Genomic DNA, 12732 nt, shown 5'->3' on the forward strand with positions numbered 1-12732 from the left:
CATATTGTTTTTCTAGTAAAATTAAGTTTTTTTAGTTTTAAAAATTTATAAATATTTAATTGACTCTATAAAAATACAATATTATAATCATACTTAATTTAAAGAATCAATATGAGGAGGAACTTATGAAAGTCGCAATTATTGGAGCCACTGGATATGGGGGCATTGAGTTAATTCGTTTATTAGAACAACATCCATATTTTTCTATAGCATCTCTTCATTCTTTTTCACAAGTTGGTGAGTGTATAACAAATGTATATCCACACCTTCGAAATGTTCTCGTTCATACGTTACAAGAAATTGATGTGGAGACAATAGGGAAAGAAGCAGAAATTGTATTTCTAGCAACACCAGCAGGAGTATCGGCGAAGTTAACTCCCAAGTTATTAGCAGAAGGTTTAAAAGTAATTGACCTATCTGGAGACTTTCGTATGATAGATCCTTCGTCATATGAACTGTGGTATAAAAGGCCAGCAGCGAAAGAAGAAATTCTTAGAAAAGCAGTGTATGGGTTAAGTGAATGGAAAAGGTCTGAGATTCAAAATGCAAATTTAATTGCAAACCCAGGATGTTTTGCTACAGCCACATTGCTAGCGATAGCGCCGTTAGTACGTAGCGGCATGATTGAAGAAGATTCGATTATTATTGATGCGAAATCAGGGGTATCAGGAGCAGGAAAAACACCAACAACAATGACTCATTTTCCTGAGCTATACGATAACTTACATATCTATAAAGTAAACCAGCATCAGCACGTTCCAGAGATTGAGCAAATGCTTACAGAATGGAATAGTGAATTACAGCCAATTACATTTAGCACACATTTAATACCGATATCACGAGGAATCATGATTACACTTTATGCAAAAGTAAAACAAAAGATGGAAATAAAGCAACTTCAAAAATTGTATGAAGAAACGTATGAACAATCGCCTTTCATCCGAATTTGTACGCAAGGCAAATTTCCAAGTCCAAAGGAAGTGAGAGGCTCAAATTATTGTGATATTGGCATAGCTTACGATGAAAGAACAGAAAGAGTTACGGTCGTTTCTGTTATAGACAATATGATGAAAGGCGCGGCTGGGCAAGCGATGCAAAATGCAAACATAATAGCGGGACTAGAAGAGACAACAGGTTTACAACATATGCCGCTTTATCCATAAGGGGGACATGATGATTAAAGTAGCGTCTATTACAAAATTAGAAAATGGTTCAATTGTAACGCCGAAAGGCTTTTCGGCAATTGGTACTGCAAATGGTTTGAAAAAGGAGAAAAAGGATTTAGGTGCCATCGTTTGTGATGTACCAGCATCATGTGCCGCTGTGTATACAACGAATCAAATACAAGCAGCCCCCTTGCAAGTAACGAAGGATAGTATAACGGCTGAGGGGAAATTACAAGCTATTATCGTTAATAGTGGAAATGCAAATGCTTGTACAGGAATGAAAGGATTGCAAGATGCTTACGAGATGCGCGCATTAGGGGCAGAACATTTTGGGATGAAAGAAAACTACGTTGCAATAGCCTCAACAGGTGTAATTGGTGTTCCGCTGCCGATGGATATAATCGGAAAGGGAGTTGCAACTCTTATACCGACGAAGGAAGAAAGTGAATCATATTCTTTTTCGGAAGCAATTTTAACGACGGATCTTATAACGAAAGAAACTTGCTATGAAATGATTATTGATGGGAAGAAAGTGGCGATTGCTGGTGTTGCAAAAGGTTCAGGGATGATTCATCCGAATATGGCAACGATGCTTAGTTTTATTACGACAGATGCCAATATAGAACATGAAGAATTGCAAACAGCATTATCACAAATAACGAATCGTACATTTAATCAAATTACGGTAGATGGAGATACTTCTACGAATGACATGGTCATCGTTATGGCAAGTGGATTATCAGAAACGAAACCAATCAATATGGAACATGCAGATTGGGAAACTTTCGTATTTGCTTTACAGAAGGTATGTGAAGATTTAGCGAAAAAAATCGCACAAGATGGTGAGGGCGCTACGAAGTTAATAGAAGTAAATGTGTTAGGAGCTCGAACGAATGAAGAGGCAAAGAAAATTGCAAAGAAAATAGTCGGTTCGAGTCTTGTGAAAACAGCAATACATGGTGAAGACCCAAACTGGGGGCGAATTATTAGCAGTATTGGACAAAGTGAAGTCACGATTAACCCAAATACAATTGATATTACTCTTCAATCTATTACGGTGCTGAAAAATAGTGAACCTCAAATGTTTTCTGAAGAGGAAATGGAAATGAAATTAAAAGAACATGAAATTATGATTGATGTGTATTTACATTTAGGAGAAGAGACAGGATCAGCTTGGGGCTGTGACTTAAGCTATGAATATGTGAAAATAAACGCTTGTTATCGTACATAAGGAGAGGGAAGATGAGCGATTATATTGTAGTGAAATGCGGCGGTAGTATGTTGGATCAATTAAATGATGTGTTTTTTGATTGTATAAAGAAATTACAGCAGAAGTATAAAGTAGTGATTGTCCATGGTGGTGGGCCAGAAATTGATGCCAAATTAAAAGATTGTAACATCAACGTAGAAAAAAGAGATGGATTACGCGTAACACCAAAAGAAGTTATGGATATTGTTCAAATGGTGCTATGCGGAAGTACGAATAAAAAACTCGTAATGAATTTACAAAAGCACAATTTACTTGCGGTAGGTTGTTCAGGGTGTGACGGCAATTTACTTCAAATTCAACCTGTCAACGAGGAGATAGGATATGTGGGAGAAGTAAGTTATGTCGAAACGTCCTTACTAAAAGGGGTAATGAATATGAATTATATTCCTGTTATTGCTCCAATCGGGGTAAATGGTAATGAAATTTATAACATAAATGCGGACAATGCTGCAGCTGGGATTGCGGCCGCGTTAGGGGCAAAAGAGCTTGTTTTTATTACGGATGTAGATGGAATATTACATGAAGGGAATTTGGTAAAGGAAACGGATGAATCTGAAATTGCTACTTTTATAGAAACAGGTGTTATTACAGGTGGGATGATTCCGAAAGTACAGGCGGCACTAGCATCATTAAAAATGGGAGTGCAAAAGATAAGTATTGTGAATGGTACAAAAGATTTTACTGAGGTTACGGGAGAGTGTATTGGAACGACGGTAACGAAAGGTGTGAGTATTGTATGACGAGTCATCTTTTTCAAACGTATGGCAGAAGAACTATTGAGTTTGTAAAGGGAACTGGAACGAAAGTTATTGATAATAAAGGTAAGCAATATTTAGATTTTACATCAGGAATTGGCGTATGTAATTTAGGACATTGTCACCCTACTGTTTTCAAAAGTGTACAAGAGCAACTTGATGATATATGGCATATATCTAACCTGTTTACAAACAGCTTACAAGAAGAAGTTGCGTCATTATTAACAGAAAATAGAGCATTAGATTATGTGTTTTTCTGTAATAGTGGGGCAGAGGCAAATGAAGCGGCTTTAAAGTTAGCACGTAAGCATACTGGAAAATCTCTCGTCGTAACATGCCAGCAGTCTTTTCACGGTAGAACATTTGGAACGATGAGTGCAACGGGCCAAGATAAGGTAAAAGAAGGATTTGGTCCATTACTTCCATCTTTTTTACATATCCCTTTTAACGATATTAAAGCATTAGAGGAAGTAATGAATGAAGAAGTTGCGGCGGTAATGGTAGAAGTTGTTCAAGGAGAGGGAGGAGTAATACCTGCTGATCTATCTTTTTTGAAAGAGATTGAAACATTATGTAATAAGTTCGGTTCCTTATTTATTATAGACGAAGTTCAAACGGGGATAGGAAGAACTGGAACACTATTCGCTTATGAACAAGTGCGAATAGAGCCTGATATCGTTACCGTTGCAAAGGCACTTGGGAATGGGATTCCTGTCGGAGCAATGATTGGCCGGAAAGAACTTGGAACATCGTTTCCTGCAGGATCACACGGTTCAACGTTTGGTGGAAATTATATTGCAATGGCTGCAGCGAAAGAAGTATTGCAAATAACTAAGAAACCATCGTTTTTAAAAGAAGTAAAGGAAAAGGGCGAGTACGTATTACAGAAGTTGCAAGAGGAATTACAGCATGTCGAATGTATTCAAAATATACGTGGTAAAGGGCTTATGATTGGGATTGAGTGTAAGCATGAAGTTGCAAGTTTTATAGAGCAACTAGAAAACGAAGGACTTCTCGTATTACAAGCAGGGCCTAATGTTATAAGACTATTACCGCCACTCATTGTCACGAATGAAGAGTTAGAACAGGCAGTATATATAATAAAAAAAGTAGTTTTTACAAAAAACGTATCAATTATATAAGGGGGAAGTTTCATGTCAACTGTACAAGTACCAAAATTAAATACGAAAGATCTTTTAACATTAGAAGAATTGACGCAAGAAGAAATCATTTCATTAATTGAGTTCGCTATATATTTAAAAAAGAATAAGCAAGAGCCTTTATTACAAGGCAAAATATTAGGGCTTATTTTTGATAAGCATTCAACTCGTACTCGTGTATCTTTTGAAGCGGGAATGGTACAACTCGGGGGACATGGTATGTTTTTAAGTGGGAAAGAGATGCAAATGGGAAGAGGAGAAACCGTTTCAGATACTGCGAAAGTATTATCACAGTATATTGACGGGATCATGATACGTACATTTTCACACGCGGATGTAGAAGAGCTTGCAAAAGAATCGAGTATTCCTGTTATTAACGGTTTAACGGATGATCATCATCCTTGTCAAGCATTGGCAGACCTCATGACGATATATGAAGAAACAAATACATTTAAAGGAATAAAATTGGCTTACGTAGGTGACGGAAATAATGTATGTCATTCATTGTTGCTAGCGAGTGCAAAAGTCGGAATGCATATGACTGTTGCAACGCCTGTAGGATATGAACCGAATGAAGAGATTGTAAAAAAAGCGTTAGCGATTGCCAAGGAAACAGGAGCTGAAATTGAAGTTTTGCATGATCCTGAATTAGCGGTGAATGAAGCAGATTTCATTTATACTGACGTTTGGATGAGCATGGGGCAAGAGGGCGAAAAAGAGAAATATACTTTATTTCAACCTTACCAAATCAATGACGAACTTGTTAAGCATGCGAAGCAAACATATCGTTTCTTACACTGTTTACCTGCCCATCGTGAAGAAGAAGTAACAGGAGAAATTATAGATGGACCACAGTCTATCGTCTTTGAGCAAGCTGGTAATCGATTGCATGCTCAAAAAGCGTTATTAGTGAGTTTATTTAAAAATGTAGAAGAGCCTTCCTAAAAGGGAGGTTTTTTTATATTAAAATGTTGGATGTATATTTGGTTAACCATTTTGATATCATTTATAATAAAAGAGAAAACTAAATTTGTTGTTCAGAGTGTGTAAGGACATACTACATATAAAAATATAGTTAAAGAGATGATGAGGGTGAAAACAACTAAGAAAACATATTCGTTTTTTCAGCGGATGTGGAGAATATTAAAGTTTCAATATTATAAGTTGCTTCGATCGCCAGAAGGCGCAAAGAAAGTATCGTTAGGGTTTGCTATAGGATTCGGCTTAGAAATGTTAGTCATTTATACGGCATCGCTCGTATATGTAATATTTTATCCAATCGTCAGGTTAGCAAAGGGATCTTTTCCTGCGGCAGTTATTGGCAATATTATTGGGAAAATATCGTTTCTCCCAGTATTTTTATTTCCGCTTGCGTATGCGCTAGGAAAAATGATTTATCCATTTCATGTACAGAAAATTCAACATGAACCATTTACGATATCGGACTTGTTTTCAAGTCACATTTTTACGATATTAAAGAGCTTATTACAAAGTGAAGTGTATGTATTAATTGGAATGACGATTTTAGGAGTTGGGTTTGGTCTCATTTCATATTTCGTTGTGCATTATTTATACGAAAAGAACCGTAAGTTACGTTTGAAGAAAAGGAAGAAACGAGTGAGAGAACCACTTGTACAATTATAAACAATGTCACATTCATTTTCTCCTTTGAATATGTTTAAGAAAAAGGAGGAGAGGATAATGTATTATTATTACGTACCTCAAGTATATCCATATGTAAGTTATTATCCGGTTTATGATACGAGTAGACAATACGAATTATATCGGCAACAACAATTACAGCAATTATCACAAATACCACAATTACCAACACAACAGCCTACGCAGGAAAAAAAACCATATTTAACAACATGGCCATATTCCAATGTATACTATGGTAACTATTACGAATCATAAAGCTGCTTCTATTTAGAAGCAGCTTTATACGTTTGTTTTCAAAATTAAATTTTGAATGGTTTGAAGAGAATGAATGAGCTTTTCGCGCTCTTCCTCAGATAATGTTTGGAAATTTTCTTTTAGTTTGTCTAAAATGAATTGCTGATACTGATTTACTAATAATTTCCCTTCAGCTGTTAGAGAAATTAAAATGACCCGTCGATCTTTTTCGCTATAATGACGCTCTATTAGTTCTTCTTGAATAAGTTTGTTTAATAGAGGTGTCATGTTAGGCCGTGAAATCGCTAGCCGCTTGCCGATTTCGGAAACTGCTAATGTGCCGTTTTCATGCAAAAGCAGTAATACTTGTGTATGTGATGGCGGCATATGTCTTTGAGAAGAAAATTCTCCAGGAAGCATAAATTTGCGATAAAAAAGAGGCACTAGCGAAAGAAGATGATCAACAATACGTTCCCACTCGCGTGATTCCATATAAAGGCCCCCTTCCACTATCATTGTAACAAAAAAGACATGTTATAAAAATAGAATTGTTTCATGGTCGCTTTAATATTTGTAGGATAACACTTGCTTTGTAAATGTATTGGCAATAATCGCATAGCCGTTATCATTTGGGTGTACTTGGTCAAATAATAACTCTTTTTTATCATTCGATATTAATTTGCGAATTGGTAAAACGATAGATGGTTGATTTGCTTTGGAAATGGAATAAACAGATTCATTCCAGCCATCTAAAAACATATCTGCATAACTTGCGATGGAGTCATCGAGTTGTAACGGATTATAGAGTTCTGAGAGAATGAGTAAAGCGTCAGGATTTTGATCTCGAACTGTCTTTACAATACTTTTTATATCCGCTTCAAAATGGGCTTTTTCTTTATTTAACATTTTTATACCATCTATAACACCAACATCACGATTTAAACGAAATAAATTATTTCCTCCAATATTAATTGTAATTATATTTGCTGCTCTAATTTTTTCCTTTACATCTTCTGATTGAACTTTTTTTGCGAGACGATCTGTTGTAAGACCGTTTACCCCAAGGTTTTCTACTGTAATTGGTTTGTGAATTTGTGCTTCTATTTGCTTAGAAGCTAATTCAGCAAACCCACCTTGTGTCGATCCATATCCTTTAGCGAGTGAATCACCTAATACAAGATGATAAAAAGATTCGTTTGTTTGCTTATCAATCCAATTTGGAGCAGATGTTTTTTCTGTTTTTTCTTCAGATTCATTTTGTTTTGTCTCGTCGTTCTTTTCAAAATAAGAATAAGAAATGATCAGAAGGAGGAGACAAACAATTGTTAAGATGACTTTTTTCATAAATTCATCCTCCTTGTAATTGGTAATTGTATCATATTCAGCAGTATTAGCAATGTAAGGGCATATTATATGTTTATGAAAAGTTTATAATAACTTTACAGAAAATTTGTTGAAGTTTGTCAAAAAATATTGACGATAGGAAAGAACTTTATATATGATAATGTCAGATAAGGTGAAACTTTAATTAGTGGGAGCTTTATTTCCTATTAATTGTTAGTCATCATCAATCGGGCGTTTAAGGGGACTACTCGTTAGCGCAGGGTGAAATGAAAATTGTGTCTCTAATAGAAGAAAAAAGGTATGTGGTTAGAGACAGATAGGGATTCATTTCATTATTTCTGGTAATTGTATAAGGGGGATTTTTTGTGAAAAAGTCAAAAAAAATGCTAGCTGGAGCAACTCTTGCGATTGGTGTTATAGCACCGCAAGTAATGCCAGCAACAGCTCATGCAGATGAGAACACTGGGGAGAGTACAGTTAACTTACGAATTCTAGAAACATCAGATATTCACGTTAACTTAATGAATTACGATTATTATCAAACGAAAACAGATAATAAAGTAGGTCTCGTACAAACGGCAACACTTGTTAATAAAGCACGTGAAGAAGCGAAAAACTCTGTCCTATTTGATGATGGGGATGCATTACAAGGGACACCGCTTGGAGATTATGTAGCGAATAAAATAAAAGATCCGAAGAATCGTGTGGATCCTAGTTATACACATCCATTATATCGTTTAATGAATTTAATGAAGTATGACGTCATCTCTCTTGGGAATCATGAATTTAACTACGGTTTAGATTACCTAAACAAAGTGATTGAAAAAACGGATTTCCCGGTTATTAACTCGAATGTCTATATAGATGACCATGATGGTAATGATGAGAATGACGAGCATTACTTTGATAGACCATATCATATTTTAGAGAAAGAAGTAGTGGATGAAGCAGGCCAAAAACAAATAGTGAAAATTGGTGTAATGGGATTTGTTCCACCACAAATTATGAATTGGGATAAAGCGAATTTAGAAGGAAAAGTAAAGGCAAAAGATATTGTGCAAACAGCGAAAAAATTAGTTCCGGAAATGAAGGCGCAAGGTGCGGATATTATAGTTGCACTAGCGCATTCAGGTGTTGATAAGAGTGGATACAACGAAGGAATGGAAAATGCATCGTTTTATTTAGCAACACAAGTTCCTGGCGTAGATGCAGTATTAATGGGACATTCACATACCGAAGTGAAGGATGTATTTAATGGTGTTCCAGTTGTAATGCCTGGTGTTTTTGGTAGTAACTTAGGTATTATTGATATGCAATTGAAAAAGGTAAACGGAAAATGGGAAGTGCAAAAAGATCAGTCTAAGCCGCAACTTCGTCCGATTGCTGATAGTAAAGGTAATCCATTAGTAGAATCTGATCAAAAACTAGTTAATGAAATTAAAGATGATCATCAAGCGACAATCGATTATGTGAATACAGCTGTAGGTAAAACAACTGCACCAATTAATAGTTATTTTTCATTAGTACAAGATGATCCTTCCGTACAAATTGTGACAAATGGGCAAAAATGGTATGTAGAACAAGAACTTAAAAAACCAGAGTATGAAAAGATTAAAGATATTCCGGTTTTATCTGCAGGTGCACCATTTAAAGCAGGTGGCCGAAACGGTGCAACATATTATACTGATATTCCAGCTGGAACGTTAGCGATTAAAAACGTTGCAGATTTATACGTATATCCAAATACGTTATATGCTGTAAAAGTAAATGGGGCACAAGTGAAAGAATGGCTTGAAATGTCTGCAGGTCAGTTTAATCAAATTGATCCAAAGAAAACAGAAGAACAGCCGTTAGTAAATATAGGCTATCCTACATATAACTTCGATATTTTAGATGGCTTAAAATACGAAATTGATGTAACACAACCGGCGAAATACGATAAAGATGGAAAAGTTGTAAATGCAAATACGAATCGTATTGTAAATATGACATATGAAGGTAAGCCAGTAGCTGATGATCAAAAGTTCATCGTTGCTACAAATAATTATCGCGGTAGCAGTAAAACGTTCCCTGGTGTAAGTAAAGGAGAAGTTATTTACCAATCGCAAGATGAAACACGTCAAATTATTGTGAAGTATATGCAAGAAACACCAGTTATTAATCCAGCAGCTGATCAAAATTGGACGTTTAAACCGATTGTTGCAGATAAATTAAATACAACATTTGATTCTTCACCAAATGCACAAAAGTATATAAAGGCAGATGGAAAGATTTCATATGTTGGACCATCTGAAAATGAATTTGCTAAATATGCAATTGATATAACGAAGAAGAATGATGATAAAGAAACTGGTGAAGGAAATCCAACAACACCACCAAAAGGTGATGGAGAAAACCCAACAACACCGCCAACAGGTAATGAAGAAAAACCAACACCACCAACAGAAGAAGGTAATAATGGTAATGAACCAAAGCAAGATGGAAACACTACTGGATCTGGACAAACTACAACAGATGATCAAAATACAAAAGAAACAACAACTGTAAGTGAAAATAAAGAAGCTGAAAAAGATGAACGTGATTTACCGAAAACAGGTGCAAGTATTGCTTCTACAATTGGAGCTGGTCTTGCGTTTGTTGGAGCGGGATTACTTATGTTATTTAGAAGAAAGAAAGCGAATAGATAGTCGAGAAATATAAAAAGGATTACCGATTTGGTAATCCTTTTTGTTATATTATGAAACTGGTACTGCTTTTTCTTTTTTCCATGAAAGACCGAATCCAGTAAAGCCGACGATAATGGTTACGACTGGACAAGCTAAACAGAAGATTGCGTATGGCAGGTAATCGAATGTTGGAACGCTAAGAACGTTTGTTAAGAATACGCCACTGACACCCCATGGTACGAGTGGGTTAATTACTGTACCAGCATCTTCTAATACTCGTGATAAATTACGACGTTCTAAACCGACTTCATCGTATTTATTAGCAAATGCTTGTCCTGTTAAAACGATGGATAAGTACTGCTCACCAAGTAAGAAGTTTACACCAATTGCAGTTGAAGCAGTAGAAATAATTAAGCGTGTACTAGTTTTTACGAAGCTAGAGATAATATTCATCAGCTGCGCTATAATACCCATTCCTTGTAATAATCCTCCCATACAAAGAGCTAGGAAAATAAGAGCAATTGACATCATCATACTTTGCAGGCCACCGCGAGATAATAAGCTGTCAATGTCTTTGATACCAGTTTTAGAAACGTAACCGTCTTGCATAATTTTTATTAAATCAGCTAAAGAAGTGCTAGGTTTAAAAATAAAGAGAATAATAATCCCTACCACAATTCCTGCAAGTAATGTTGGAACTGCGGGTACCTTTTTAAATGCGAATAGGAACAGTAATAAAATAGGAATCAGTGTAACGATAGAAATCGTTGCATTTTTTTCTAGTGTGTTAATAAATGCTGAGAAATCAACGTTTCCACCAGATCCGCTTCCTAAAATGAAAAATGCGATAAAAGCAATAATGAAAGCTGGAACTGTTGTCCAAAGCATGTTACGAATATGTTCAAATAAATCTACACCCGTTACAGCAGGCGCTAAGTTTGTTGTATCAGATAAAGGAGACATTTTATCTCCGAAGAATGCACCAGAAATAATTGCACCAGCAATAAGAGCTGGATCGTATCCAAGGGCAGTACCCATTCCCATAAAGGCAAGTCCTACAGTTGCAGCAGTTGTAAAAGCACTACCGATACTCGTTCCAACAATTGCACAAACAACAAAAACAGTTGGAACGAAAATTTTTGGAGATACAAGTTGGAAGCCGTATACCATTAAAGTCGGAATAGTTCCAGCTGCGATCCAAACGCTAATTAATACACCTACAAGTAAGAAAATAAATATAGATGGAATACCAGCTGAAATACTACTAATCATCCCTTTCTCCATAGTAGACCAAGAGATTTTCTTTAAGAATCCAAATGCTAATAAAAGAACGATACCAAATAAAATTGGGATGTGTGGTGAAACTTCTAATTGAATAACACTAAAACCAATACAGAAAAAGATAAAAATTGTTAAAAGAACAGACTCAATTTTTGAAACCATTGTTTTCCCCTCCTAAGTAATGTGAAATAGCTCTTTTTTATATAAAATTCGCCAATATTGTATATTTCCTTCTAAAATTTAGAATTTTGTGACAAATTACCGGTAATTGTTAGTTCTTCTATATGATGCGGAAATGATTGGATAAAAAAACGTCCCTGCATATAATTATGCAGGGACGAAGAAATCGCGGTACCACCCTAGCTTGTGAAATGAATGTATCACAAAATAAAGGGTCATATGATATGCGCTTATAAAATAAAAAACGCCCCTGCAATATATGCAGGGACGAAAAATTCGCGGTACCACCCTAAATTGTGAAACAGTGTCGTTTCACCACTCTTTAGACATAACGGTCTATAACCGTCTTTCACTACTCCTCACGTTTCGTAAAAGAAGCTCCAGGGGGTAATTCATAATTCGCTCTGTACTGGTTCGCACCGACCACCAGCTCTCTGAAATCAGAAATCGAAATACTACTAAATCCTATCAACGCCGATTCATATGATGTTAGTTAAATTTTTATCATATTTTCATCTTACATGTCAATAAAAATATTAAATGTTTTTTTAGGGAAATAAAGGATAATTGTTTTAAAGCTCTAATTTTGTACGTTATAATGAATTTGAAAGGGGAGGAAAGAGTGAAGAAAAAAATAATTCTTTTTACCACCTTACTAGTCGTTGGCGGAAGTGCTGGAATTTACACAGCTTTTGCGGCTGAATCACAGCAGTTGAAACAAAAGCAAATACAACAGTCAGAAGTGAAGAAAGTAAAAGAAATAGAAGAGAAGAAATCAATGGAAAAAGCAGCAGAGAAACTAGGAGTTTCTACTGAGGGGAAAACAAAAGAAGAGGTTACGAAAGAAGTAAATACCGCTAGGTTTGAGAAGCGTCATGATTTATTAATTGAGCACGCTAAGCAACTTGGAATTGATACAGAGGGGAAAAAAGATGAAGAAATTATTTTAGAAATTGGAAAGATACAGCATGGAAAGTAGAACAACTTATCGTATGATAAGTTGTTCTTTTTTAA

Annotated in this window: 12 protein-coding genes and 1 other annotated feature; of the genes, 9 read left to right on the top strand and 3 right to left on the bottom strand. The window is 35.7% G+C overall.

Annotated elements, in window-relative coordinates:
* Positions 1–125: 125 nt before the first annotated feature.
* The 7 genes from argC (at position 126) to AC0OM3_RS03030 (ending at position 6268) form a co-directional block, all read left to right on the top strand.
* Positions 126–1163 carry an N-acetyl-gamma-glutamyl-phosphate reductase gene (gene argC / locus AC0OM3_RS03000; RefSeq protein ID WP_000861255.1) on the top strand — a complete coding sequence of 346 codons (1038 nt, stop codon included), beginning with the start codon at positions 126–128 and terminating at the stop codon, positions 1161–1163.
* Between the two features lie 10 nt (positions 1164–1173).
* On the top strand, positions 1174–2397 hold the full coding sequence (gene argJ, locus AC0OM3_RS03005) for a bifunctional glutamate N-acetyltransferase/amino-acid acetyltransferase ArgJ (protein WP_474211067.1): 1224 nt from the start codon (positions 1174–1176) through the stop codon (positions 2395–2397).
* 11 nt (positions 2398–2408) lie between these two features.
* Entirely contained in the window at positions 2409–3176 is a 768-nt protein-coding gene (argB, locus tag AC0OM3_RS03010; protein WP_001286778.1) for an acetylglutamate kinase, read from the top strand.
* On the top strand, positions 3173–4333 hold the full coding sequence (locus AC0OM3_RS03015) for an acetylornithine transaminase (RefSeq protein ID WP_000200542.1): 1161 nt from the start codon (positions 3173–3175) through the stop codon (positions 4331–4333). Before argB ends, AC0OM3_RS03015 begins: the two co-directional genes overlap by 4 nt.
* A 12-nt stretch (positions 4334–4345) precedes the next feature.
* Positions 4346–5296 (top strand): ornithine carbamoyltransferase, encoded by a 951-nt coding sequence (gene argF / locus AC0OM3_RS03020; RefSeq protein ID WP_000108892.1) that lies wholly within the window; start codon positions 4346–4348, stop codon positions 5294–5296.
* Positions 5297–5434: 138 nt separating this feature from the next.
* Entirely contained in the window at positions 5435–5995 is a 561-nt protein-coding gene (locus AC0OM3_RS03025; protein ID WP_033672806.1) for a DUF2062 domain-containing protein, read from the top strand.
* Positions 5996–6052: 57 nt separating this feature from the next.
* Positions 6053–6268, top strand: coding sequence for a hypothetical protein (locus AC0OM3_RS03030; protein WP_000291961.1), 216 nt, complete (start codon positions 6053–6055; stop codon positions 6266–6268).
* Between the two features lie 24 nt (positions 6269–6292).
* Here AC0OM3_RS03030 and AC0OM3_RS03035 read toward each other — a convergent pair whose 3' ends face one another.
* Positions 6293–6739 (bottom strand): MarR family winged helix-turn-helix transcriptional regulator, encoded by a 447-nt coding sequence (locus tag AC0OM3_RS03035; protein WP_000445819.1) that lies wholly within the window; start codon positions 6737–6739, stop codon positions 6293–6295.
* 72 nt (positions 6740–6811) lie between these two features.
* A complete protein-coding gene (locus AC0OM3_RS03040) occupies positions 6812–7591 on the bottom strand; it encodes a GDSL-type esterase/lipase family protein (RefSeq protein ID WP_000755850.1) in 780 nt (259 codons plus the stop codon).
* A gap of 365 nt (positions 7592–7956) precedes the next feature.
* On the opposite strand from AC0OM3_RS03040, the gene cpdB reads away from it, so the two are divergent.
* A complete protein-coding gene (gene cpdB / locus AC0OM3_RS03045) occupies positions 7957–10278 on the top strand; it encodes a bifunctional 2',3'-cyclic-nucleotide 2'-phosphodiesterase/3'-nucleotidase (RefSeq protein ID WP_474211068.1) in 2322 nt (773 codons plus the stop codon).
* A 48-nt stretch (positions 10279–10326) separates the two neighbouring features.
* Here the strand turns inward: cpdB and nhaC are convergent, their stop codons facing one another.
* Positions 10327–11700: a Na+/H+ antiporter NhaC gene (gene nhaC / locus AC0OM3_RS03050; protein ID WP_000253730.1), complete on the bottom strand. Its 1374-nt coding sequence runs from the start codon at positions 11698–11700 to the stop codon at positions 10327–10329.
* Positions 11701–11978: 278 nt separating this feature from the next.
* Positions 11979–12199, bottom strand: a binding site (T-box leader).
* 141 nt (positions 12200–12340) lie between these two features.
* Here nhaC and AC0OM3_RS03055 point away from each other — a divergent pair.
* Entirely contained in the window at positions 12341–12697 is a 357-nt protein-coding gene (locus AC0OM3_RS03055; protein WP_000726909.1) for a hypothetical protein, read from the top strand.
* Positions 12698–12732: the final 35 nt, after the last annotated feature.

This window comes from Bacillus sp. FAU20, assembly GCF_056033865.1.

Excerpts from the sequence above, each read along its gene's own strand:
- argC (WP_000861255.1), top strand. The coding sequence starts at position 126 with ATGAAAGTCGCAATTATTGGAGCCACTGGATATGGGGGCATTGAGTTA.
- argJ (WP_474211067.1), top strand. The coding sequence starts at position 1,174 with ATGATTAAAGTAGCGTCTATTACAAAATTAGAAAATGGTTCAATTGTA.
- argB (WP_001286778.1), top strand. The coding sequence starts at position 2,409 with ATGAGCGATTATATTGTAGTGAAATGCGGCGGTAGTATGTTGGATCAA.
- AC0OM3_RS03015 (WP_000200542.1), top strand. The coding sequence starts at position 3,173 with ATGACGAGTCATCTTTTTCAAACGTATGGCAGAAGAACTATTGAGTTT.
- argF (WP_000108892.1), top strand. The coding sequence starts at position 4,346 with ATGTCAACTGTACAAGTACCAAAATTAAATACGAAAGATCTTTTAACA.
- AC0OM3_RS03025 (WP_033672806.1), top strand. The coding sequence starts at position 5,435 with ATGATGAGGGTGAAAACAACTAAGAAAACATATTCGTTTTTTCAGCGG.
- AC0OM3_RS03030 (WP_000291961.1), top strand. The coding sequence starts at position 6,053 with ATGTATTATTATTACGTACCTCAAGTATATCCATATGTAAGTTATTAT.
- AC0OM3_RS03035 (WP_000445819.1), bottom strand. The coding sequence starts at position 6,739 with ATGGAATCACGCGAGTGGGAACGTATTGTTGATCATCTTCTTTCGCTA.
- AC0OM3_RS03040 (WP_000755850.1), bottom strand. The coding sequence starts at position 7,591 with ATGAAAAAAGTCATCTTAACAATTGTTTGTCTCCTCCTTCTGATCATT.
- nhaC (WP_000253730.1), bottom strand. The coding sequence starts at position 11,700 with ATGGTTTCAAAAATTGAGTCTGTTCTTTTAACAATTTTTATCTTTTTC.